This window comes from Nonomuraea sp. NPDC001699 (assembly GCF_053596455.1).
In genome coordinates this window covers 166,876-188,672 of the sequence record NZ_JBSFGF010000017.1, presented here as the reverse complement: position 1 = coordinate 188,672, position 21,797 = coordinate 166,876, and the positions used below count along the sequence as shown (strand labels likewise).

The following is a 21,797-nucleotide window of genomic DNA, read 5'->3' as shown; positions in this document are numbered from 1 at the left end:
CCTACTTGGCAGCCAGGGAGGCGGCCTGCTTGGCGATCGCCGACTTGCGGTTGGCGGCCTGGTTCTTGTGGATGACGCCCTTGCTGACGGCCTTGTCGAGCTGGCGGGCGGCGACGCGCTGCAGCGCCGCGGCCTGCTCGACGTCGCCCTGCTCGGCGGCCTCGCGGAACTTGCGGACGGCCGTCTTCAGAGAGGACTTGACCGCCTTGTTGCGCAGACGGGCCTTCTCGTTCTGCTTGTTGCGCTTGATCTGGGACTTGATGTTCGCCACGAAGAAGCCTCGGTGAAAGTCTAAGGATGGATGGGGCGCGCGGGCTCGATGAGAGGGCGCGCCACACGCAAGTGAACAGGGTACCAATAACCCAGGTGGCTGCTCAAATCAACGCCCCGGGTGTTCTCAGTTTAGGCCAGCCAGCGGGTCATGTACTCCTTCCAGTCCTCTTCGGTGGCGGCGAAGTCGACGTACAGGGCCAGGCCGAAGCGTTCGCGGCGGCCGTGCTCGGACAGGGCCAGACTCGCGCCCTCGGCGGCCGTCGCCACGCTCTCGGCGGCGTCCAGCCAGGGCAGGCCGTGGTCGTGGTAGGCGGGGGCGCCGATGACCAGGGACTTGTCGTCGGGGACGAGATGCAGGGCGAGCGCGGCCTGCCTGGCCACATAGCCGCCGTAGAGGGACTGCGTGGGGGCGCCCGAGTCGTACGTCATGATCGCGACCTGGTCCACCCGGTTCACGACCTCCTGGAAGTAGCCCTGCGACCAGTATTTGTCGTGGCCCAGGACGAGCCTGCCCGCCGGGCGCATGAGGGGATAGGGCTCGATCTGCGGGGTGGAGGTGGACAGCAGCCTCGTGTAGGCCCTCGTCCGCTCCAGCAGGTCGAGGAACTCGGCGTCGCCGTCGCCGATGGGCTCGAAGTTGTAGTGGATGCCGTCGTAGCCCGCCTTCATGATGTCGGCCACGCCGGCCAGGACGTTCGCGCGGGACGCGGCGTCGTCGAGGTCGAGGCCGTCCTTGACGCTCTGGCCCAGCCAGGCGGAGACACGCACGCCCGGCAGGTGCCGGTGCATCCAGGTCACGAAATCCGCGGACTTGGGGTGCTTGGCGGGGTCGAGGCGGCCGTCCCATTCGAACGGGCCGGAATGTACATACACGTCCTTGATGCCGGTGGTGCGCAGGCGTACGGCCAATTGCTCCACGTCCCGCTCCGTGCGGCGACCGTCGACCCAGGCGTGGCCGAGCCAGAGTGCGTCGTTGCCGGTGCTCTTCGCCCAGGCCGCCGGGGCACCGGTAAACTGAAGGAGGAGCGCGCCGGCGAGGAGGCCGGCCAGCGCCACCACGACGGCCGAGGCCAGCGCGACCAGGCGCAGGCCACGGCGGATGACGGTCCGGGTAATCACCCGGGCATGTCACCATGAAAGACGCTTGACCTCAACCCTGTCGAAACGGACTTCGGTGCGCACTCAGCCTGGCCAGACCGACCCCGCGTTGATCCGCAACTTCTGCATCATCGCGCACATCGACCATGGCAAGTCGACCCTTGCCGACCGGATGCTGCAGATCACCGGCGTGGTCGACGAACGCTCCATGCGCGCGCAATACCTCGACAGGATGGACATCGAGCGCGAACGCGGCATCACGATCAAGTCGCAGGCCGTGCGGCTGCCCTGGGACGGCCACGTCCTCAACATGATCGACACCCCCGGGCACGTCGACTTCACCTACGAGGTGTCCCGGTCGTTGCAGGCGTGCGAGGGCGCGATCCTGCTGGTCGACGCCGCGCAGGGCATCGAGGCGCAGACCCTGGCCAACCTCTACCTGGCCATGAACGCCGACCTGCACATCATCCCGGTCCTCAACAAGATCGACCTGCCCGCCGCGCAGCCGGAGAAGTTCGCCGAGGAGCTGGCCGGCCTGATCGGCTGCGACCCGTCCGACGTGCTCAAGGTGTCGGGCAAGACCGGCGTGGGCGTGCGCGAGCTGCTCGACCACGTGGTGCAGACCGTCCCCGCGCCCGTGGGCCAGGCCGACGCCGCCGCGCGGGCGCTCATCTTCGACTCCGTCTACGACACCTACCGCGGCGTCGTGACGTACGTCCGGGTCATCGACGGCCATCTGAGCAAGCGCGAGCGCATCCTCATGATGTCCACCAACGCCACGCACGAGACGCTGGAGATCGGCGTCATCTCGCCCGAGCCCAAGCCCTCCGAGCGCGGCCTGGGCGTCGGCGAGGTGGGCTACCTCATCACCGGCGTGAAGGACGTGCGCCAGTCGCGCGTCGGCGACACCGTCACCTCGTCGGTCAAGCCCGCCAAGGAGATGCTGGCCGGCTACGAGCACCCCAAGCCGATGGTGTTCTCCGGGCTCTACCCGATCGACGGCGACGAGTACCCCGAGCTGCGCGAGGCGCTCGACAAGCTCCAGCTCAACGACGCCGCGCTGGTCTACGAGCCGGAGACCTCGGCCGCGCTGGGCTTCGGCTTCCGCGTCGGCTTCCTCGGCCTGCTGCACATGGAGATCGTGCGCGAGCGCCTGGAGCGCGAGTTCGGCCTGTCGCTGATCTCCACCGCGCCCAACGTGGTCTACCGCGTGGTCATGGAGGACGGCAAGGAGCTCACGGTCACCAACCCGTCCGAGTTCCCCACGGGCGGCAAGATCGCGCAGGTCTTCGAGCCGGTCACCAAGTCCACCATCCTGGCGCCCGCCGAGTTCATCGGCGCGATCATGGAGATCTGCCAGGGGCGGCGCGGCCAGCTCCTCGGCATGGACTACCTGTCCGAGGACCGCGTCGAGATCCGCTACACGCTGCCGCTCGGCGAGATCATCTTCGACTTCTTCGACCAGCTCAAGTCGCGCACCCGCGGCTACGCCTCGCTCGACTACGAGCCCGCCGGCGAGCAGGAGGCCGAGCTGGTCAAGGTGGACATCCTGCTGCAGGGCGAGGCCGTCGACGCCTTCAGCGCGATCGTCCACAAGGACAAGGCCTACTCCTACGGCGTCGACATGGCCAAGAAGCTGCGCGAGCTCATCCCGCGGCAGCAGTTCGAGGTGCCGATCCAGGCCGCCATCGGCGCCCGGGTCATCGCCCGCGAGAACATCCGGGCCATCCGCAAGGACGTCCTGGCCAAGTGCTACGGCGGTGACATCTCCCGTAAGCGCAAGCTGCTGGAGAAGCAGAAGGAAGGCAAGAAGCGGATGAAGATGGTCGGCCGCGTCGAGGTGCCCCAGGAGGCGTTCGTCGCCGCGCTGTCCACCGACTCCTCCGGCGCCGACAAGACCAAGAAGTAGCCGCTACAGGCCCATCACGGCGGGCGTTCGCGCGAGCGCCCGCCGGCGACGCGCACGTCACCTCGACCTCGTCGCCGGCACGCAGCTCGCGGTGGAAGCGGATGGTGCTCTCCAGCGTCACCGGGCCGACGCCGGCCTCCCGCAGGTCGTCGATCGAGATGCCGGCCGCGCGCAGGCACTCCCAGCGGGCGTGGTCGCCGTACTGGTGGTAGGCCACGTTGTTGAGGTGGCCCTGGGTGTCGAGCTCGTAGCCGCGTACGGCGATGCGTACCGAGCAGGTCATGATCGTTCCTCCAGCCAGGCGTGCGACTTGGCGGTGAGGTAGCGCAGGCCGTCGTCGCCGAGCTCCACCCAGTCGCCGCGGGCCCAGCCGCCCGTGGTCTGGGGGGCGAAGCCGTGCCGCTGGAACAGCGCCGACGCCTCCTTCTGGGTGAGGCCGCGGCGGCCCCACTCCGCGATGACCCGGGCCGTACGCTCGGCCTCGCCCGCCTCCTCGTCGCCGAGCGCGGCGGCCAGCTCCTCCAGGCCGCGCGCCATCAGACGCAGGGAGGCCTGCACGCGGGCGATGTCCATCGGGCGCTCCTCATTGCTGTTCGATCGGTACCGATAGCTTAGCGATGGAGGCGGCTACCCTGAAAGGGTGGAATTGGTACGTACGGAACGTATGGTCCTCTCCCGGGTACGCCTGGAGGACCTCGAAGCCGTGCACGAGATCCACGCCGACCCGCGGACGAACGTCTACAGCTCCGCCGGGCCCCCCGTGGACCTGGAGGCCAGCCGGGCCATGCTGGACCTGTGGCTGGCCGACTGGGCCGAGCGGGGGATCGGCTACTGGGCCGCCCGCCTGCCGGAGCGCGCGCGGGTGCTGGGCATCGGCGGCCTGCGGCACGCGACCCTGGAGGGCGAGGACGTGCTCCACCTCTACTACCGGTTCCGCCCCACGGTCTGGGGCAACGGGTACGCGGTCGAGCTCGCCAGGGCGGCCCTGCGCGTCGGGCGCGACCTGGGCACCGTGGTGGCCCTGATCGGGGACGGCAACGAGCCGTCCCGCCGGGTGGCGGAGAAGGCGGGCCTGCACAGGGAACGCACGATCCGGTACGGGGGCGTGCCGAGCGACCTCTACGTCGCCTGACCACTCAGGCCCGAGGGCCCCCGTCAGGGCGGGACCTCAGCAGGACGCCCGCCAGGGCCGCGAGGCCCGTCAGTGCCTGGGCCGCCAGGAACCCGCCCGGTGCGGCCGGCCCGGTGGCCAGCGCGACCACCGCGGGCAGGCAGCCGAGCAGCGCCAGGTCGGCGCCCGTCGCCGCCCACAACAGCGGCCCGGTCGGGACGGCGCCGCCGGGGGTGTCGATGACCGGCATCGAATGGTCGACCGGCCCCCTCCTGGCCATCCGCAGCGCACCGGCCGCGAGCGCGGGAGCAGCCGGCAGAGCGAACCACCACATACCGGACGGAAGGCCGCCGACCACCGCGACACCGGCCAAGGCCAGGCCCGCCCACGTACCGCCCACCAGCGCGGGCAGGAGGGCTCGCGCCGCCAGCGCCGGACGCCGGCCCACGCCGGTCAGCCGGGCCAGGGCGGGGTTGTCGGCGTCCCTGCGCGCGCCGGACGTGCCGGACGCCGCCACCGCCAGCGCCCCGCCCAGCACGACCAGCCCGAGAACCGCCGGAGCGGCGCCCGCCTGGGCGAACACGGCGGGCAACGCCGCGCTCGCGACCGTGGCCGCCAGCCGCCAGGGGCGACGGCCGAGCCGCACCCAGTCCTGCCAGGCCAGCGCTAGCGGCGCGGGCAGCCCCGGCCACCGCCGCGAGGTGAGCTTCCTGGCCCGCCAGTGGTTGTCCTCGGCGATCCAGCTCAGCGCGCCGGGATCGAGAGTGACGGCGGCGTTGCTGACGTGCCCGGCCCGGGTGGAGGCGGTCAGCAGCAGGCGGGTGGGGATGGCGGCCAGCGAACCCCAGGCCCGGCGGGCCAGGACGGCGGCGATCGCGGCCATGGCCGACGCCGTGGCGGCCGGCGCGGGCAGGGGCGCGTTCGCGGCGGCCGCGAGGGCCGTACGGGCCTGGCCGCTGACGGCGACCACGGCCAGCACGAGGAGCGCGGCCAGGACGCCGGTCAGCCAGGCGTTCCAGACCGGGGACGCTTGGGCGAGCACCGCCAGCGCCATGCCCGCCACGCTCGCCGCCGTGGCCAGCGCCAGCGCGGCGAGCAGCCGCCACACCAGCGCGCCGGGCGCGCCGAGCGCCGCGAGCAGCCCCAGCCCGAGCAGCAGCCCGGCCACCAGCGCGACGACCATGAGCACCCGCCCGGTCCGCCCGAGCAGCCGGCGCCGGTTCAACGGCGACATCAGCAGCCAGGACGCCTCCGCCGCGGGCACCATCACCGGCCCAGCCACCCGTGCCACGGCCAGCAAGCCCGCGAACGCCAGCAGCACCAGGGCGACCCCCGCGCCCATCCGCCCGGGCTCGACCGTCCCGGAGAGGCCCGACACCGCCGAGGACAGCGGCTGCCCGAGGACGGCGACCAGCATGCACAGGCCGAACAGGCTGACGTAGCGATCGACCAGACCGCCGCGAGCACGGCCGCGCGCCCGGACGAACGCCCGCACCGACCGCACGCTCACCTCATGCGCACTCACCGCCCGCCCGCCTTCCGCCGCACCGCGCCGGCCCGCTGGGAGAACCGTCCGTCCTGGGAGAACCGTCCGTCCGCCTTGCGCGGCGGCCCGGCGGTGGGGCTGGGGTCGGGACAGCTCATGCGGGCACTCCGGCGGGGGAGACGCGGCGGGCGACGTCGGCGAGGGTCAGGTCGTGGGTGGCCATCACCACGGTGCCGCCCTCGTCCGCGTACTCTTCGAGGAGTTGGGCGAGCCGGACGCGGAAGCCGGCGTCGAGGCCGCGTTCGGGCTCGTCGAGCAGCAGCAGCGTGCTGGGCCTGAGCAGCGTGGCGGCCAGGCAGAGGCGCTGGCGCTGGCCGGTGGACAGGTTGAGCGGCGGCGCGTCGGCCCGTTCGGTCAGCGCGAACTCCTCCAGCGCCGACTCCGCCGTCATGCGCGCCTCGGCGTGCACGGCCCCCATGAGCTCCAGGTGCTCGCGCGCCGTCAGCCCCGGGTACCAGGCGGGCTCGTCGCCGAGCAGCGCCACCCGGCGCCAGAAGGACGCGTCGTCGGCCGGTTCGGCCCCGAACACGCGTACCTCGCCGGAGGTGGCGGGCTGGAGGCCGGCCAGGCAGCGCAGCAGCGTGGACTTGCCCGAACCGTTGGGCCCCACGACCGCCACGATCTCACCTGGCTCGACGGCCAGTTCCAGGCCCCGGAGCACCGGATTGCCTCCGAGCTCGACCGAAAGTCCCGCGACATCGATGATCAGACCGCTCACCGTTCGAGCGTAGCCACCGCCCGGGCCTCCCGCGTGACCGCCCTCCGCCCGATCCCGCCCCTCGGCCGCCGGCCTCCGGCAGGCCTCCGGCAGGCCTCCTCAGGGAAGAAGAGCGGGCTGCCCCGAGGAAGAGACACGGGCCTCTCCGGACCCCTTCCATAGCCCCTCCAGGGCGGGAGAGCCGATTCTGTCGGTGGTGGTCGCTACCTTTGCTGTTCCCGAACACCAGTGCTACTGGAGGGTGACGTGATTGCTTCTGAGCGATTCGAGCGTGCCGCTGTGCTGGGGGTGGCCGTGGCGGAGGAGACGCGGCGGCTGCTGCGGCTTCACCTGAGACCCGCCGAGGTGGGCGGCGACGGCAGGGTGGTGGTGGACGTGCCCTATCCCGACGCGGCCGTGGTGGCGGCGCTGCTCGACGTCGCGGCCGAGTGTTTCGGCGAACGCGGCGGCTCGGTCGAGGAGACCAGGCAGGCGGCGCTGGAGACCCTGTTACAACTGGCCGAGCTCGACGCCGACTCCCAGCTCGGCCAGATGTCGCCCGGCGGTGACAATGTCCGCCTTTCTCCCTACAAGAGCTGAGAAAGGCGGAAAAAACAGTGCAGAACACCTCGATCTGTCCGCTACGGTCGCGGCATGCGCATCCTCTCCGTGAACGTCGGGAAGTCGCTCGACGCGGAATGGGCCGGCAAGCTCGGCCGTACGGCGATCGACAAGCGAGCCGTGACCCACCGGGTGGAGGTGCTGCACAACGGGCTCGCGGGCGACGAGCGGGCCGACACGCCCAACCACGGCGCCCCCAGCCATGCCGTCTACGCCTACGCCCGCGAGGACTACGACTGGTGGCAGGGCGAGCTGGGCCGCGACCTGCGCGACGGCCGTTTCGGGGAGAACCTGACCACCGACGGCCTCGACGTCAACGGCGCCCTCGTGGGCGAGCGGTGGCGCGTCGGCAGCGCCCTGCTGGAGGTGACCGGCCCGCGTACGCCCTGCGTGGTGTTCCGCAACTGGATGGACGAACCGGGCTGGCTCAAGCGCTTCACGCAAGCCGCGCGGCCGGGTGCGTACCTGGCCGTGGTGGAGCCGGGCGAGCTGGGCCCCGGCGACGAGGTGGAGATCGTCTCGCGCCCGGAGACCGGGATGACGGTGGCCGACGTCTTCCGCGCCCGCCACGGCGACGCCGACGCGCTCGCCCGCGTGCTCGCGGTCCCCGGCCACGCCCCCGAATGGGACGAGCTGGCCGCCCGGACAGGCCGGGCGGGCGACTGAGGAGGCCGCCCACCCGGCCCGGCGCGTCAGCGCAGGACTGAGTACAGGGCCGAGGTGAGGGAGGCGCGGGCGTCGTCCTGGTCGATCGACCACATCATCGAGCCGCCCAGCCCCTTGAGCCGGATGTAGGCCGCCTTCTCCAGCAGCGACGCCGGGTCGTCGTAGGACCAGAACTCGTTGCCGTCGTACAGCCACATCGCGCCGGTGCGCAGGTCGCGGTAACGCTTGCCCGGCTTGGCCGCCAGGTCCTTGTAGTCCTCGCTGCCCGCCCCCCACTTGCCGGCGGCCGGTCCGGTCGCGGGCTGGTAGAGGCCGTCGCCGCCGCCGGTCACGCCGGTCCAGCCCTGCCCGTACGCGGGCACGCCCACGACGATCTTGCGCCCGGGCGCGCCGCGCGACAGGTAGTCGCGCACGGTCTGGTCCACGCTGTACCTGACGGGGTTGGGGTCGCGCCGGTCGTTGAACAGGTTCCCGTTGTGCCCGGTCCGCGACTCCCACGTGCCGTGCAGGTCGTACCCCTGGACGGTGGCGAAGTCGAGCGACCGGAACACGCGGCGCACCTCGAACCCGGCGTCGATCTTGGCGGCGGCGGCCGGGAGGAAGGCCGTGAGCTGGGAGGTCGCGGAGAAGGCCCGGAGCTGGGCGCGCAGCTCCTCGACGAAGAGCGTGAAGTTCCGCTTGTCCTCGGGCCTGATCACGTTCCCGTCGTTGCCCGCCGAGCCGGGCCACTCCCAGTCCAGGTCGATGCCGTCGAACACGCCGGCGCCCGCGCCCGGCTCCAGGCCGGGCAGGTTGCCGCGCAGCCACAGGTCGACGCACGAGCGCGCCAGCGCGGCCCGGGACTCGGGGGTGAGCACGGCGTCGGAGAAGTACTTGGAGCCGGTCCAGCCGCCGAGCGACATCAGCACCTTGAGGCCGCGATGCTTGGCCTTGAGCTTGCGGAGCTGGTTGAGGTTGCCGTTGAGCGCCTGGCCGGGCTGGTCGGCGACGCCGTCCACGCTCTGCTCGGCCGGCACCGGGCGCTGCCAGTCGGCCCACGGGTCGGCCGAGTAGCAGGAGCCCTCGGCGTTGACGAAGCCGAAGGCGTAGTTGAGGTGGGTGAGCTTGGCGGCGGCGCCGGTGGCGTCCACGTCCTTGACGTGGTAGTTGCGCCCGTACACGCCCCACTGGATGAAGTAGGCGACCCGCTTGAATCCGGAGTGGGCCTCGGCGGGCACGGAGACCGCCGTCAGCCCGAGTAAGAGCGAGAGTACGAGGACGATCTTCTTCACGGGCGCTCCTGGGGGGGTGAACTTATAGGAAACTTTCCTATAAGTTGACGCGATCGTAGAACCGTCACCCCTCGCCGTCAACGACGAGCGCGGCCTCCTCGGCGCTCGACAGCAGCTCCCACGCGCGGGCCGGGTCGCCGAACAGCGACAGCACCAGTTCGGCCACGTCCTGCCTGGTCGAGGCGGCCCTGAGCAGCGCGAGTACGTGCTCCGCCGGAGGGCGCAGGAAGGCGTTCGTCCACGCGGTGACCGGCCCGGCCGCCACCCACATGCGCCGGGTCACCTCCCGCGCGAACGCCGCGTCGTACGGCCCGCCCGCCGCGACGGCCTCGGCCGCGATCCACGCGCAGGCCGACCCCAGGTTCGCGCCCTGCCCGGTGATCGGGTCGTTGGCGATCCAGGCGTCGCCGATCGCCAGCGCGACGCCGCCGCCGGGCAGCTCGGCCACCGCCTCGCGGACGACCGGCGTGATCGCGCCCTGCAACAGGTCGTCCGGCCCGAGCAGCTCGAACGCGGCGGGATCGAGCTGCTCGGCCAGGCGCGGCGCGTGCTCGGGAAGCAGGGCGAGCAGCGCCTCGGCGAACTCGTGGACGGGCACCCGGGCCAGCACTTCGAGCGGACCGCCCGGGATCGCCTCGACCAGCACGCCGCCGCGCACACCGGCCCGCGTCATCATCGCCATGCTCAACATCTCGCCGCACCCGGGCGAGATGTTGAACCCGAAGGCCGGGCCCGGATCGAACCCGCGGAACAGCCCGGCCGCCAGGACCCGCTGCGGCGCCAGGTACGGGGACCGCGCCGGATCGCGCGGGAACAACGCGCGCACCGAACGCCTCCCGGTGGCCACCACCATCAGCTCGTGCCCGCGCGACCAGCGGCCGACCTGGCCCGCGTCCGGCGGGAGGGGATCGACGACCAGGTGGCCACCCCTGCTCGTGTAGTCGTCCATGAGCGCCGGCAGCAGCACCCGGAAGTCGACCGCGTGGAACGGCTCGGCCACGCGGGCTGTGAACTCCAGCGGCGGATCCCCCTTGATCGAGAGCCTGCCGGCGGTCAGCAGGCAGCCCGGGTCGAGGAAGTGCAGGCTGCCCAGCTCCCGCTCGCGGGCCTGCGCGCGGGCCATCCTGCCCACGGTGTTCGGCAGCCGCCCGCGTCCCAGGTCCTCCGCGTCACCCTCGCTGTAGAGCGTGGTCGGGACGCCGAGCTGCTGCAGCCGCAGCGCCAGCGTCAGCCCGGAGATCCCGGCGCCCACGATTCCGACGCCCGTCATGTGCCGCCTCCTTCGATGGCTCGGAGCACCCCCGTGAGCAGGCACACTGGATGACGTGCCATCCACCCTGCCCGACGGCGACCCGGCGCCCGCCTCCGGCGAGCTGCCCGACAGCGCGCTGCGCGGACTCGGCGAGCGCCCGTTCGGCTTCTACGTGCACGTGCCCTTCTGCGTGACCCGCTGCGGCTACTGCGATTTCAACACCTACACGGCCTCCGAGCTAGGGCCCGGCGCCTCCCATCGCGACTACGCCGACACGGTCGTGGCGGAGGTGCGTCTGGCCCGCCGCGTGCTGGGCGACGTCGAGCTGCCGGTGGAGACGGTGTTCTTCGGCGGCGGCACGCCCACGCTGCTGCCTCCGGAGGACCTGGCGCGCGTCCTGGCCGCGATCGACGCGGAGTTCGGGCTGCGGCCGGGGGCGGAGGTCACCACCGAGGCCAACCCCGAGTCCGTCGACCCCGCCTACCTCGACAAGCTGCGTCAGGGCGGCTTCAACCGGGTGAGCTTCGGCATGCAGAGCGCCCGCGAGCACGTGCTCCAGGTGCTCGACCGCACCCACACGCCGGGCCGCCCGGCGCGGGCCGTGCGGGAGGCGCGGGAGGCCGGGTTCGAGCACGTCAACCTCGACCTGATCTACAGCACGCCGGGGGAGTCCGACGACGACTGGCGGGCCTCGCTGGCCGCCGCGATCGAGGCCGGGCCCGACCACGTGTCGGCGTACTCGCTGATCGTGGAGGAGGGCACCAGGCTGGCGGCCAGGATCCGGCGCGGCGAGCTGCCGATGCCCGACGACGACGTGGCCGCCGACCGCTACCTGATCGCCGACGAGATGCTGGCCGAGGCCGGTTTCAGCTGGTACGAGGTGTCCAACTGGGCGACCTCCGAGCAGGCCCGCTGCCGGCACAACCTGCTCTACTGGACCGGCGGCGACTGGTGGGCCGCCGGCCCCGGCGCCCACAGCCACGTCGGCGGCACCCGCTGGTGGAACGTCAAGCACCCGGCCGCCTACGCCCAGCGTTTGGCAGCGGGCACCTCGCCCGCGCACGCGCGCGAGGTGCTCACCGACGCCGACCGGGCCGCCGAGCGCCTGATGCTGGAGCTGCGGCTGATCTCGGGCTATCCGCTCGCCGAGGTGGCCCCCGGGGCGCGCACGTCCGTGGCGAGCGCCCTGGCGCGCGGGCTGCTGGAGCCCGAGCCGTTCAGGGCGGGCCGGATGGTGCTCACCCTCAAGGGGAGGCTGCTGGCCGACGCCCTGATCACCGAGCTCATGTGATGAGGCGGATGGCGAACGGGTAGCGGTAGTTCTCGCCCCGGTTGGTGGCGACGGCCGCCTGGATGTGGAAGATCAGCGACACGATCCACACGATCGGGAACAGCAGCAGGCCGACCAGCACGACCGTCAGCACGCCCGCGATCAGATAGCCGATGAACATCGTGATCTGGAAGTTCAGCGCCTCGGCCGCCTGGTCCCTGACGTAGGGGGACTCGTCCTTCTTCATCAGGTAGATGATCAGCGGGCCGACCCACGAGACCAGCAGGCCCAGCAGGTGGGCGAGCATCGCCATTGTGGTGTCGTCGCTGCCGCGGCGTGGGCCGAACCGGCCGGGCACGTACGGCTCGGCGGGCCGGCCGTAGCCCTGCTGGGCGCCGTAGCCGGGGGGCTGGCCGTAGCCGGGCGGCGGGGGCACGTAGCGGGGCGGCGTCGGCATGGGGCCGGGCTGTGGGCCGCTCTGGCCGGGCGGCTGCCGCCCGTGGTCGGGCTGGGAGCCCGGCTGCTGGCCGTAGCCGAGCCGGGGGCCCTGGTCGCGGGGTACGTCCGAGGGCGGGACGTCCGGGGAGTCGTCGGCGGGCGGCGGATCCTGGGTCATGATGCCTCCGTAACGAAGTCGATCAGTTCCTCGACCCGGCCGAGCAGCTCCGGCTCCAGGTCGGCGTAGGACGAGACGGCGCCCAGAATGCGCCGCCAGGCGTCCGCTGGCTCCATGCGCCAGCCCAGCGCGGCGAGCACGCCCTCCTTCCACGGCACCCCGCGCGGCACGTCGGGCCAGCCGGGGATGCGCAACACGGACGGCTTGACCGCCTGCCAGATGTCGATGAACGGATGGCCCACGACGAGCACGTGCGGCGAGGTGACCCGGGCCGCGATCCGGCTCTCCTTCGACCCCGGCACCAAATGGTCGACCAGCACGCCCAGCCTGCGGCCCGGCTCGGGGGCGAACTCGGCCACGATGGCGGGCAGGTCGTCCACGCCCTCCAGGTACTCCACCACGACCCCTTCGACGCGCAGGTCGTGGCCCCAGATCTTCTCCACGAGCGCGGCGTCGTGCACGCCCTCGACGTAGATCCGGCTCTCCTTGGCGACCCGGGCCCGCAGCCCCTCCACGGCGATGGACCCGGACGCGCTGCGCCTGGGCCCGGCCGGGGCCGCGGCCACCGGGCGCACCAGCGTCACGGGCCTGCCCTCCAGGAGGAAGGCGGCCGGCGCCAGCGGGAACAGGCGGCGCTTGCCGAACCGGTCCTCAAGGGTGACGGCCTCCTTGTCGCAGGCCACCACGGCGCCGCAGAAGCCGCTGTCGGCGTCCTCCACGACCAGGTCGAGTTCGGCCGGCACCTTCGGGATCTTGCCCTTGCCCGGCCGCCGCCAATTGCCCGCCAGCACATCACCCTCGTACACACGGGGACCGTAGCAAATCACCCGCTGACCGCAAGGCGCTTACGCGCGCCGCTGCGCCGTACGAGGATGACGATCGTGCCGATGATGCCGATGAGCAGGCCGGCGCCGGGGATCAGGAACAGCGCGGCCACGCCGCCGAACACGCCGCCCGCGGCCGAGAGCACGTCACGGCCCACGCCGAAGCGGGCCGACGACTCCTCCTGCGTGGCGCAGGTCAGCTGGTAGTCGCCCTTGGCGGGGGCGTTGACGGCGAGGATCTCCTGCCAGGTCTTCCCGCCGGCGGTGAGCGTCTGGGTGCCGGAGACCTTGACGAGCCTGGCCTGGGCCGGGCCGCCGGAGATCTCGCACTGGTAGTTGACCCGCGTGTCGGTGGCGATGTACACGGCCGGGCGCTGGGCGGGGTCGATCGCCACCTTCACGCTTTCGCCCGACGCGAACGTGGTCGTCGGGGCCATGTCGGTCACGCTGCTCAGCACGCCGCCGGCGAACACGACCACGCCCACGACGCCCAGCACCACGGCCACGGCCCACACGACCGCGATCCACCACAGGCGTGGCTTGATCGCCTTGCCGTCGATCCTGGCCGGGAACTGGGGCTGCTGGCCGTACTGGTTGTACTGGCCGTACTGGGGCGGGGGGCCGAACTGGGGCTGCTGCTGCTGGTAAGGGGGCTGGCCGTACTGCGGGGGCTGGGGCTGGGCGTACTGGGGCTGCTGACCGTAGTAGGGACCCTGCCCCTGGGGCGGTCCGTACTGCGGGGGCTGGGAATTGTCGGTCATGCGGCAAGTGTGAGGCCTGTCGCTTGTAAGTCGCTAGCAACAGGATGGGACCCGGTGTTATCGCACCTTGTGGGCGAGAGCCGTACACTTGGCACTCGGGAACACGGAGTGCTAGACCTGTCGTTTCCCTGTAAGGCACAGGCAGGAGGTGAGCACGTGCTCGACGATCGGAAGCTGGCGGTGCTCCGCGCCATTGTCGAAGACTACGTGTCCACCAACGAACCGGTGGGCTCAAAGGCGCTGGCCGAGCGCCACAACCTGAAGGTCTCCCCGGCAACGGTCAGGAACGACATGGCCGCTCTGGAGGAGGACGGTTACATCACCCAGCCGCACACCAGCGCGGGCCGCGTGCCGACGGACAAGGGCTACCGCCTGTTCGTCGACCGGCTGTCGCAGGTCAAGCCCCTGTCGGGGGCCGAGCGGCGGGCGATCGAGACCTTCCTCGCCGGCGCGGTCGACCTCGACGACGTGGTCTTCCGCACCGTGCGGCTGCTCGCGCAGCTCACCAGGCAGGTCGCGGTCGTGCAGTACCCGACGCTGACCCGTTCCACGGTCAGGCACGTCGAGCTGGTCCCGCTCAACGACCGGCGGGTCATGCTCGTGCTGATCACCAACACCGGGCGCGTGGAGCAGCGCGTGATCGAGCTGCCCGAGGTGGTGGAGGACGACCGCATCGCCCACCTGCGCGCGGTGCTCAACTCCTGCCTCGACGGCTGCGGGCTGAGCAACGTCCCCGAGCTGGTCGCCGACCTGCCCGAGCGGCTCCCCGCCGAGGACCGGCCCGCCGTGGCCACGATCCTGTCGGTGCTGCTCGAAACCCTCGTCGAACGCCACGACGAGAAGATCGTGTTCGCCGGCGCGGCCAATCTCGCGGGCGCCGACTTCGCCACCGGCCTGCGCGACGTGCTGGAGGCGCTGGAGGAGCAGGTCGTGCTCATGCGGTTGCTCGGCGAGACATCCACAGACACCCCGTCCGCGCTCACCGTGCGCATCGGCTCGGAAAACCCCTACCTTCGCGGCACGTCCATCGTCGCAACCGGATACGGTTCTGGCGACAACCAACTGGCCCGGCTCGGCGTGCTGGGTCCCACGAGGATGGACTACCCCGTGACGATGGGCGCCGTACGCGCGGTGGCACGCTACGTCAGCCAGATCCTGGCTGCATCTTAAGAGGTCGATAAGTGGCAAACAGCGACTACTACGCCACCCTCGGGGTGCGCCGTGACGCCAGTCAGGACGAGATCAAGAAGGCATACCGCCGCCTCGCCCGCGAGCTGCACCCCGACGTGAACCCCGATCCTGAGACCCAGGAGCGGTTCAAGGAGATCACGCAGGCCTACGAGGTGCTGTCCGACCCGAACAAGCGCCAGATGTACGACCTGGGCGGCGACCCCTTCGGCGGCGGCGCGGGTGCGGGCGCGGGCGCCGGCGGCTTCGGGGCGGGTTTCCCCTTCAGCGACATCATGGACGCCTTCTTCGGCACCGCGGGCGGCACCCGCGGGCCGCGCTCGCGCGCCAGGAGGGGCCGCAACGCCACCATCCGGGTCGAGCTCGACCTGCGCGAGACCGCGTTCGGCACCACCCGCGAGCTGGTCGTGGACACCGCCGTGCTGTGCGAGGTGTGCCACGGTGCCGGCGCCGCCCCCGGCACCCACCCCGACGCCTGTGACATGTGCAACGGGCGCGGCGAGATCTCCCAGGTCACCCGCTCGTTCCTGGGCCAGGTCATGACCTCGCGGCCGTGCCCCCAGTGCGGCGGTTTCGGCAGCATCATCCGCCACCCCTGCCAGGAGTGCTCGGGCGACGGCCGGGTGCGCACCCGCCGCACGATCAAGGTCCGCATCCCCGCGGGCGTCGAGGACGGCACCCACATCCAGCTCGCCGGCGAGGGCGAGGTCGGCCCCGGCGGCGGCCCGCCCGGAGACCTCTTCCTGGAGATCGTCGAGCGCCCCCACGAGATCTTCGAGCGGCGCGGCGACGACCTCCACTGCACGGTCCAGATCCCCATGACGGCCGCCGCGCTCGGCACGATCCTCGCCGTGGAGACGCTCGACGGCTCCGAGGAGATCGACGTGCGCCCCGGCACCCAGTCCGGCCAGGTCATCACCATGTACGGGCGCGGCGTGCAGCGGCTCAACGAGTCCGGCAGGGGCGACCTGCTCATCCACGTCAACGTCGAGACCCCGATGCGGCTCGACCAGCCGCAGGAGGACCTGCTGCGCGAGCTGTCCAGGCTGCGCGGCGAGGAGCGGCCGCCGGGGAAGTTCGCCCCGGGGCAGCAGGGTTTTTTCTCCCGCCTGCGTGACGCCTTCAACGGCAGGTGACGATCACCCGTGACCGTCCCCGTGTTCCTCGCCGAGGACCTCAACGGCTCCGAGCTGACGCTCGACGGCCCTGAGGGGCGGCACGCGGCCTCCGTGCGGCGTCTGCGCGCCGGTGAGCGGGTCGACCTGACCAACGGCGCGGGCGACGTCGCCGAGTGCGTGGTGCGCGAGGTGTTCAAGGACGCGCTCGCGCTCGACGTGCTCGCCCGCTACACCGTCGAGCCGCCCGCGCGGCGGCTGGTCGTCGTCCAGGGGCTGCCCAAGGGCGACAGGGGCGAGCTGGCCGTCGAGATGATGACCGAGGTGGGGGTCGACGTGATCGTGCCCTGGGCCGCCTCGCGCAGCATCACGCAGTGGAAGGGCGACAAGGTCGCCAAGGCGCTGGGCCGGTGGCGTTCCACGGCCCGCGAGGCGGGCAAGCAGGCGCGCCGGTTCCACCTGCCCGAGGTGGCCGAGCAGGCCTCCACCGCGCAGGTCGAAGGGCTGCTGGCCGACGCGGCGCTGGGGCTCGTGCTGCACGAGGAGGCCGTCGAGCCGCTGTCGCAGGTGGCGCTGCCGCCCGGCGGCGACATCGTGGTGGTCGTGGGGCCCGAGGGCGGGGTCTCGGAGGAGGAACTGCGCAGGTTCGTCGCGGCCAAGGCGGTGCCCGTGCTGCTCGGGCCCACCGTGCTGCGCACCTCCACGGCGGGGGTGGCGGCGGCGGCCGTGCTGCTCGCGCGTACCGGGCGCTGGTAGGCCCGCGGCTCAGGGAGTGGTGTGCGGCACGCCCACGAGCGGGCTGCTCAGGTCGCTCGGGGCGGCCGTCGGCAGGTCGTCCGTCGGGCACTCGTCGGCGGTGCACGTCGTCGGCGTGCCGATCGACTCCGGCGACTCCGGCGCCGTCGGTGTGGGCGTCGGCGTGATCTCGGGGCAGTCCTGCTCGCCGGTGGGGTCGCCCGCGGGGTCGCCGGTCGGGCAGGGCGTCGAGGACGGTGTCGGCGACGGCGAGGGCTGCCGGGTCGACCTGGCCGTCTCCGAGGGCCTGTGGGTCTCGCTGTGGCTCGGCGGCACGACCACGACGGGCGGCGGCTCGGCGCTGTGGCTGTCGCGCCTGGGCGGCGTGGAGAGCCTGGTCGAGGAGTTGCCGGGGGTGGTGGTCGAGTTGTCCACCGGCTCGATGGGCGCCTCGAAGATCTGGGAGCGCAGCCCGGGAACGACCATCACGATCGTCCCCGCCACCAGCACGGCGCTGATCGCCGCCGCGCCCGCACGCCACCAGAACAGGTTACGGACGCCGCGCCGCTCGATGCGGGCGCGGATGATCTGCAGTCCCTCCGGCGAGGGCACGACCGCGTCCGCCTCCGCGCGGAGCGCACGGCGCAGGACGTCGCCGTACTCGTCGGGGGGCTGGGTCATGACATCTTCTCCAGAACGGATCGCAATGCGGCCATGCCACGTGCGGTGTGGCTCTTGACCGCGCCCTTGCTGATTCCCATGGCGTGGGCGATCTCAGCCTCGGACAGATCTCCGTAATAACGCAGAACCAGTGCTTCTCTCTGTCGGGTCGGCAGGGCGCGTAACGCCTCGATGACGGCGGAGCGTTCCAGCTCGCCGATCGCGCCGTTCTCGGCGCTCGGGGCGTCGGGCAGGCCCTTGGGTGCGTACTTCTCGACGACCGCGCGGTGACGCAGCACGGAACGGGACCGGTTGACGACAGACTGACGCAGGTAGGCGAGTGCCTTGTCGGGATCACGCAGTCTGCGCCAGGCGCCGTGAATGGCGACGAACGCGTCCTGCACGACTTCCTCGGCGGTTGCCATGTCACGCACCAGCAACACCGCGAGACGCACCAATGACCGGAAATGCGCGCTGTAAAGCGCGGTCACGGCCATGTCGGCATCCCACCCGACCGGCACCGCCCCCAACGACCTGTCGGCCAGAAGGGTTTCGGTGGTCACATCAGTGGGACGCGCGGCCTTCCCAGAGGGTTTACTCTCTTCCGGTTCTGAAGGTTTCCCCGGTTCCTTAGGGTGCATTACCCAGTCGTGTTCCTCGCCAGGTGGCGCTCGCCCGACCCTGAATCAACTTTTTTGCTCCGAAGTGTCGCACACTCACCCTAACTGCGCGGATCTTCCGGCGCACGACACCACGGATTACCGATTCGCAACGGACTGCCGAACGGTCGCTCTCGATAGGGTACTGCTGTGAGCGACTGTCTCTTCTGCAAAATCGTGGCCAAGGAAATTCCGGCCGACGTCGTCTACGAGAACGCCAGGGCGCTGGCGTTCCGCGACATCAATCCGCAGGCCCCGACCCACGTGCTGGTCATCCCGCGGGCGCATCACCCCGACGCGGCGTCGCTGGCCGCCGCCGACGACGGGCTCGCCGACGACGTGCTGAAGGCCGCCCATGCGGTCGCCGTCCAGGAGGGGGTGGCCGAGCGCGGCTACCGGGTCGTCTTCAACACCGGCCCCGGCGCCGGCCAGACCGTCTTCCACGTGCACGCCCATGTTCTCGGAGGGCGTGACCTCACGTGGCCGCCCGGCTGATATTGACGCGAGCAATCAGCCTGGTGCCGGATACGATGGGCGGAGAAGAACACCGAACAGACCGGGAGGCATCAGGCCGCTGGCCTGCCCATGTCCGAACTACATGAATCCCGACGCACGGCACCTCCCTCGCGCACTCAAGCCAAGGTGCTGATTCCGGACGAATACCCGATGGTCAGCCTCCTCGGCTCCCGTGACGAGCTGCTTCGCGTGATCGAGGGCGCCTTCAGGGCCGACATCCACGTGCGGGGCAACGAGATCACCGTCACCGGCAGCCCCGACGAGAGCGGCGCGGTCGTGCGCCTGTTCGAGGAGCTGGTCGAAGTGCTGCGCAGCGGCGGCGAGCTCACGCCCGACGCCGTAGAGCGGAGCATCGCGATGCTGCGCATGACCTCCGACCGTCCGGCCGAGGTCCTCTCGCTCGACATCCTGTCCTCCCGAGGCCGCACGATCCGGCCGAAGACCGTCAACCAGAAGCGGTACGTCGACGCGATCGACCAGCACACGATCGTGTTCGGCATCGGGCCCGCGGGCACCGGCAAGACGTACCTGGCGATGGCCAAGGCCGTGCGCGCGCTGCAGGAGAAGCGGGTCAACCGCATCATCCTGACCAGGCCGGCGGTCGAGGCGGGCGAGCGGCTCGGCTTCCTGCCCGGCACCCTCTACGAGAAGATCGACCCCTACCTGCGGCCGCTCTACGACGCGCTGCACGACATGGTCGACCCCGACTCGATCCCGAAGCTGATGGCCGCGGGCACGATCGAGGTCGCGCCGCTGGCGTACATGCGGGGCCGTACCCTCAACGACGCCTTCATCATCCTCGACGAGGCCCAGAACTCCTCGGCCGAGCAGATGAAGATGTTCCTGACCCGGCTGGGGTTCAACTCCAAGATCGTGGTCACGGGCGACGTGACCCAGGTCGACCTGCCCTCGGGCACGGTGAGCGGGCTGCGGGTCGTCCAGGAGATCCTGGAGGGCATCCCCGACATCCATTTCGCCCGTCTGTCCAGCGCCGACGTGGTGCGCCACAAGCTGGTCAGCGAGATCGTCGACGCCTACGGGCGCTACGACGCCACCCAGGCCACGCAGGAGCCGAAGGCCATCCACCGGGGGAAGCGACGCCCGTGAGCATCGAGATCAACAACGAGTCCGGCGTCGGCGTCGACGAGGAGAACCTCGTCGCGCTGGCCACCCACGTGCTCGGCGAGATGGGCATCAACCCGCTCGCCGAGCTGTCCATCGTGGTGGTCGACGAAGACGCCATGGCCGAGCTGCACGAGAAGTGGATGGGCGAGCCGGGCCCGACCGACGTGCTGGCCTTCCCGATGGACGAGCTGCGTCCCGGCGGCGGCGCGCGCGGCGACGGCGAGAGCCCGGCCGACCCGGCGCTGCTCGGCGACGTGGTGCTCTGCCCGCAGGTCGCCGACCGGCAGGCCAAGGAGGCCGGCCACAGCGCCCAGGCCGAGCTGGAGCTGCTGTGCACCCACGGCATCCTGCACCTGCTCGGCTACGACCACGCCGAGCCCGAGGAGCACAAGGAGATGTTCGGGCTCCAGGCTCGGCTGCTCGAGTCCTGGCAGGAGGTGCGCGACTCGCGGTGAACGCCTGGTTGCTGTGGGCCATCGCCCTTGTGATCATCGGTGGCCTGATCGCCAGTGCGGAGACGGCACTGACGCGCATCTCCAGGGTGCGCGCGGAGGAGTTCGCACGTGAGGGCCGGCGCGGGGCCGAACGGCTCCAGGCCATCGTCACCGACCCGCCCCGCTACCTCAACCTCCTCCTGCTGCTGCGCCTGAGCTGCGAGCTGGTGGCCACGGTCATCGCGACGCTGCTGTTCATCGACCTCATGCACGACCAGGGCTGGGCGTACGTGGCCGCCGCGGCGGTGATGATCGTGGTCAGCTACGTCGTCGTCGGCGTCATGCCCCGCACGCTGGGGCGTCAGCACGCCGAGCCGGTCGCGCTGGCCGGGGCGCCGATCGTCTACGGCCTGACCCGCATCTTCGGCCCGCTGCCCAAGCTGCTCATCCTGCTCGGCAACGCCCTGACCCCCGGCAAGGGCTTCCGCGACGGCCCGTTCACGTCGGAGGCCGAGCTGCGCGACCTGGTCGACCTGGCCGAGGAGCGCCGGGTGATCGAGCCGGACGAGCGCGAGATGATCCACTCGGTCTTCGAGCTGGGCGACACGCTGGTCCGCGAGGTCATGGTGCCGCGCACCGACATGGTCTACATCGAGCGCGGCAAGACGATCAGCCAGGCGCTGTCGCTCGCGCTGCGCAGCGGCTTCTCCCGCATCCCGGTCGTGGGCGAGAACGAGGACGACGTCATCGGCATCGCCTACCTCAAGGACATCGCCCGCAAGATCCACGAGTCGGGTGAGGGCGGCGGCAAGGAGACCGTCGAGTCGATCATGCGGCCGGCCGCGTACGTGCCGGAGAGCAAGCCCATCGACGAGCTCATGCGGGAGATGCAGGCCCGGCAGATCCACATGGCGATCGTCATCGACGAGTACGGCGGCACCGCCGGCCTGGTCACCATCGAAGACGTCCTGGAGGAGATCGTCGGCGAGATCACCGACGAGTACGACCAGGAGGCCCCGCGCGTGGAGACCATGCACGACGGCGCCATACGGGTGACCGCCCGCATGCCGGTCGACGAGCTCGGCGAGCTGTTCGACACCGAGCTCGAGGTCGACGACGTCGAGACCGTCGGCGGCCTGCTGGCCCACGCGCTCGGCCGGGTGCCGATCGCCGGGTCGCAGGCCGAGGTGGCCGGGCTGGAGCTGACGGCCGAGAGCCTGGCCGGGCGGCGCAACCGCATCAGCACCGTCGTCGTCCGCAGGGTCGCGCCGTCCGAGGAGGACGACGTCCAGGCCGGAGCCGAACGGGAGTGACCGCTTTGCAGGGAGATGTCGCAAGCGTTCTACAAGTCTTCTGCAAGTGAGGTCCGGCAGTCTCATCCCTGACACCCGGTGCGGTGGGTGTCACGAGGAAGCGTCCGAACGCCGGGTGGGGTTCGCGGCGGGAGGAC

General features: G+C 71.4%; 25 protein-coding genes and 1 pseudogene. 12 read left to right on the top strand and 14 right to left on the bottom strand.

Going from position 1 to position 21,797, the window contains the following annotated elements:
• Position 1: 1 nt before the first annotated feature.
• Both rpsT and ACWCSU_RS37680 read right to left on the bottom strand, forming a co-directional pair.
• A complete protein-coding gene (gene rpsT, locus ACWCSU_RS37685) occupies positions 2-271 on the bottom strand; it encodes a 30S ribosomal protein S20 (protein WP_352352450.1) in 270 nt (89 codons plus the stop codon).
• 131 nt (positions 272-402) lie between these two features.
• Positions 403-1,392: a hypothetical protein gene (locus ACWCSU_RS37680; RefSeq protein ID WP_449941586.1), complete on the bottom strand. Its 990-nt coding sequence runs from the start codon at positions 1,390-1,392 to the stop codon at positions 403-405.
• Between the two features lie 55 nt (positions 1,393-1,447).
• On the opposite strand from ACWCSU_RS37680, the gene lepA reads away from it, so the two are divergent.
• Entirely contained in the window at positions 1,448-3,280 is a 1,833-nt protein-coding gene (lepA, locus tag ACWCSU_RS37675; protein ID WP_449941583.1) for a translation elongation factor 4, read from the top strand.
• 112 nt (positions 3,281-3,392) lie between these two features.
• On the opposite strand, the pseudogene ACWCSU_RS37670 reads toward lepA, so the two are convergent.
• Positions 3,393-3,563 (bottom strand): annotated as a pseudogene (locus ACWCSU_RS37670) (acyl-CoA thioesterase); the annotation flags it as partial.
• Positions 3,560-3,853: a hypothetical protein gene (locus ACWCSU_RS37665; RefSeq protein ID WP_357694123.1), complete on the bottom strand. Its 294-nt coding sequence runs from the start codon at positions 3,851-3,853 to the stop codon at positions 3,560-3,562. The pseudogene ACWCSU_RS37670 and the gene ACWCSU_RS37665, both read right to left, overlap by 4 nt.
• 67 nt (positions 3,854-3,920) lie before the next feature.
• Between ACWCSU_RS37665 and ACWCSU_RS37660 the strand changes: the two genes are divergently transcribed.
• Positions 3,921-4,412: a GNAT family N-acetyltransferase gene (locus ACWCSU_RS37660; protein WP_357694121.1), complete on the top strand. Its 492-nt coding sequence runs from the start codon at positions 3,921-3,923 to the stop codon at positions 4,410-4,412.
• Between the two features lie 4 nt (positions 4,413-4,416).
• Here the strand turns inward: ACWCSU_RS37660 and ACWCSU_RS37655 are convergent, their stop codons facing one another.
• From ACWCSU_RS37655 to ccmA, 3 genes are read right to left on the bottom strand one after another with little or no spacing between them, the layout of a single operon-like run.
• Entirely contained in the window at positions 4,417-5,916 is a 1,500-nt protein-coding gene (locus tag ACWCSU_RS37655; protein ID WP_449941579.1) for a DUF6297 family protein, read from the bottom strand.
• Positions 5,913-6,035 (bottom strand): hypothetical protein, encoded by a 123-nt coding sequence (locus tag ACWCSU_RS37650; RefSeq protein ID WP_449941577.1) that lies wholly within the window; start codon positions 6,033-6,035, stop codon positions 5,913-5,915. The genes ACWCSU_RS37655 and ACWCSU_RS37650 overlap by 4 nt, the downstream gene beginning before the upstream one ends.
• Positions 6,032-6,655 (bottom strand): heme ABC exporter ATP-binding protein CcmA, encoded by a 624-nt coding sequence (gene ccmA / locus ACWCSU_RS37645; RefSeq protein WP_449941574.1) that lies wholly within the window; start codon positions 6,653-6,655, stop codon positions 6,032-6,034. The genes ACWCSU_RS37650 and ccmA overlap by 4 nt, the downstream gene beginning before the upstream one ends.
• A gap of 246 nt (positions 6,656-6,901) precedes the next feature.
• Between ccmA and ACWCSU_RS37640 the strand changes: the two genes are divergently transcribed.
• Together ACWCSU_RS37640 and ACWCSU_RS37635 are read left to right on the top strand one after the other, a co-directional pair.
• Positions 6,902-7,234, top strand: coding sequence for a hypothetical protein (locus ACWCSU_RS37640; RefSeq protein WP_449941571.1), 333 nt, complete (start codon positions 6,902-6,904; stop codon positions 7,232-7,234).
• Between the two features lie 54 nt (positions 7,235-7,288).
• A complete protein-coding gene (locus tag ACWCSU_RS37635; RefSeq protein ID WP_449941568.1) occupies positions 7,289-7,921 on the top strand; it encodes an MOSC domain-containing protein in 633 nt (210 codons plus the stop codon).
• A gap of 26 nt (positions 7,922-7,947) precedes the next feature.
• On the opposite strand, the gene ACWCSU_RS37630 is transcribed toward ACWCSU_RS37635, so the two are convergent.
• A complete protein-coding gene (locus ACWCSU_RS37630) occupies positions 7,948-9,192 on the bottom strand; it encodes a glycoside hydrolase family 18 protein (protein ID WP_449941565.1) in 1,245 nt (414 codons plus the stop codon).
• A gap of 64 nt (positions 9,193-9,256) precedes the next feature.
• Positions 9,257-10,462, bottom strand: coding sequence for a styrene monooxygenase/indole monooxygenase family protein (locus tag ACWCSU_RS37625; RefSeq protein WP_449941563.1), 1,206 nt, complete (start codon positions 10,460-10,462; stop codon positions 9,257-9,259).
• A gap of 55 nt (positions 10,463-10,517) precedes the next feature.
• Between ACWCSU_RS37625 and hemW the strand changes: the two genes are divergently transcribed.
• Positions 10,518-11,735 (top strand): radical SAM family heme chaperone HemW, encoded by a 1,218-nt coding sequence (gene hemW, locus ACWCSU_RS37620; RefSeq protein WP_449941560.1) that lies wholly within the window; start codon positions 10,518-10,520, stop codon positions 11,733-11,735.
• On the opposite strand, the gene ACWCSU_RS37615 is transcribed toward hemW, so the two are convergent.
• Genes ACWCSU_RS37615 through ACWCSU_RS37605 form a run of 3 tightly spaced genes read right to left on the bottom strand, consistent with a single transcriptional unit; the run spans position 11,728 to position 13,915 of the window.
• Positions 11,728-12,330 (bottom strand): DUF4870 domain-containing protein, encoded by a 603-nt coding sequence (locus ACWCSU_RS37615; protein ID WP_449941558.1) that lies wholly within the window; start codon positions 12,328-12,330, stop codon positions 11,728-11,730. The two genes, hemW and ACWCSU_RS37615, sit on opposite strands and share 8 nt — an antisense overlap.
• Positions 12,327-13,136, bottom strand: a complete 810-nt coding sequence (locus ACWCSU_RS37610; RefSeq protein WP_357694102.1) for a DUF3097 domain-containing protein — start codon at positions 13,134-13,136, stop codon at positions 12,327-12,329. Before ACWCSU_RS37610 ends, ACWCSU_RS37615 begins: the two co-directional genes overlap by 4 nt.
• A gap of 17 nt (positions 13,137-13,153) precedes the next feature.
• Complete coding sequence (locus ACWCSU_RS37605; protein WP_357694100.1) at positions 13,154-13,915, bottom strand: hypothetical protein; 762 nt, start codon at positions 13,913-13,915, stop codon at positions 13,154-13,156.
• A 156-nt stretch (positions 13,916-14,071) separates the two neighbouring features.
• Between ACWCSU_RS37605 and hrcA the strand changes: the two genes are divergently transcribed.
• The 3 genes from hrcA to ACWCSU_RS37590 are packed head-to-tail and all read left to right on the top strand — an operon-like array spanning position 14,072 to position 16,974.
• Positions 14,072-15,085 carry a heat-inducible transcriptional repressor HrcA gene (gene hrcA, locus ACWCSU_RS37600; protein WP_357694098.1) on the top strand — a complete coding sequence of 338 codons (1,014 nt, stop codon included), beginning with the start codon at positions 14,072-14,074 and terminating at the stop codon, positions 15,083-15,085.
• A gap of 11 nt (positions 15,086-15,096) precedes the next feature.
• Positions 15,097-16,239, top strand: a complete 1,143-nt coding sequence (gene dnaJ / locus ACWCSU_RS37595; RefSeq protein ID WP_357694095.1) for a molecular chaperone DnaJ — start codon at positions 15,097-15,099, stop codon at positions 16,237-16,239.
• A 9-nt stretch (positions 16,240-16,248) separates the two neighbouring features.
• A complete protein-coding gene (locus ACWCSU_RS37590) occupies positions 16,249-16,974 on the top strand; it encodes a 16S rRNA (uracil(1498)-N(3))-methyltransferase (RefSeq protein ID WP_357694092.1) in 726 nt (241 codons plus the stop codon).
• 9 nt (positions 16,975-16,983) lie between these two features.
• Here ACWCSU_RS37590 and ACWCSU_RS37585 read toward each other — a convergent pair whose 3' ends face one another.
• Together ACWCSU_RS37585 and ACWCSU_RS37580 are read right to left on the bottom strand one after the other, a co-directional pair.
• A complete protein-coding gene (locus ACWCSU_RS37585; protein ID WP_449941554.1) occupies positions 16,984-17,634 on the bottom strand; it encodes a hypothetical protein in 651 nt (216 codons plus the stop codon).
• Positions 17,631-18,110, bottom strand: a complete 480-nt coding sequence (locus ACWCSU_RS37580; RefSeq protein ID WP_113704031.1) for a SigE family RNA polymerase sigma factor — start codon at positions 18,108-18,110, stop codon at positions 17,631-17,633. The genes ACWCSU_RS37585 and ACWCSU_RS37580 overlap by 4 nt, the downstream gene beginning before the upstream one ends.
• Before the next feature lie 312 nt (positions 18,111-18,422).
• On the opposite strand from ACWCSU_RS37580, the gene ACWCSU_RS37575 reads away from it, so the two are divergent.
• The 4 genes from ACWCSU_RS37575 to ACWCSU_RS37560 all read left to right on the top strand — a co-directional run bounded on the left by ACWCSU_RS37575 (position 18,423) and on the right by ACWCSU_RS37560 (position 21,660).
• A complete protein-coding gene (locus ACWCSU_RS37575; RefSeq protein ID WP_357694087.1) occupies positions 18,423-18,767 on the top strand; it encodes a histidine triad nucleotide-binding protein in 345 nt (114 codons plus the stop codon).
• A 90-nt stretch (positions 18,768-18,857) separates the two neighbouring features.
• Positions 18,858-19,895 (top strand): PhoH family protein, encoded by a 1,038-nt coding sequence (locus ACWCSU_RS37570; protein WP_357694085.1) that lies wholly within the window; start codon positions 18,858-18,860, stop codon positions 19,893-19,895.
• Entirely contained in the window at positions 19,892-20,368 is a 477-nt protein-coding gene (gene ybeY / locus ACWCSU_RS37565) for an rRNA maturation RNase YbeY (protein ID WP_357694083.1), read from the top strand. The genes ACWCSU_RS37570 and ybeY overlap by 4 nt, the downstream gene beginning before the upstream one ends.
• A complete protein-coding gene (locus ACWCSU_RS37560) occupies positions 20,365-21,660 on the top strand; it encodes a hemolysin family protein (protein WP_357694081.1) in 1,296 nt (431 codons plus the stop codon). The genes ybeY and ACWCSU_RS37560 overlap by 4 nt, the downstream gene beginning before the upstream one ends.
• Positions 21,661-21,797 lie beyond the last annotated feature (137 nt).

Excerpts from the sequence above, each read along its gene's own strand:
- ACWCSU_RS37605 (WP_357694100.1), bottom strand. The coding sequence starts at position 13,915 with ATGACCGACAATTCCCAGCCCCCGCAGTACGGACCGCCCCAGGGGCAG.
- ACWCSU_RS37585 (WP_449941554.1), bottom strand. The coding sequence starts at position 17,634 with ATGACCCAGCCCCCCGACGAGTACGGCGACGTCCTGCGCCGTGCGCTC.
- ACWCSU_RS37580 (WP_113704031.1), bottom strand. The coding sequence starts at position 18,110 with ATGGCCGTGACCGCGCTTTACAGCGCGCATTTCCGGTCATTGGTGCGT.
- ACWCSU_RS37635 (WP_449941568.1), top strand. The coding sequence starts at position 7,289 with ATGCGCATCCTCTCCGTGAACGTCGGGAAGTCGCTCGACGCGGAATGG.
- ACWCSU_RS37625 (WP_449941563.1), bottom strand. The coding sequence starts at position 10,462 with ATGACGGGCGTCGGAATCGTGGGCGCCGGGATCTCCGGGCTGACGCTG.
- ACWCSU_RS37570 (WP_357694085.1), top strand. The coding sequence starts at position 18,858 with ATGTCCGAACTACATGAATCCCGACGCACGGCACCTCCCTCGCGCACT.
- ACWCSU_RS37615 (WP_449941558.1), bottom strand. The coding sequence starts at position 12,330 with ATGACCCAGGATCCGCCGCCCGCCGACGACTCCCCGGACGTCCCGCCC.
- ACWCSU_RS37650 (WP_449941577.1), bottom strand. The coding sequence starts at position 6,035 with ATGAGCTGTCCCGACCCCAGCCCCACCGCCGGGCCGCCGCGCAAGGCG.
- ACWCSU_RS37665 (WP_357694123.1), bottom strand. The coding sequence starts at position 3,853 with ATGGACATCGCCCGCGTGCAGGCCTCCCTGCGTCTGATGGCGCGCGGC.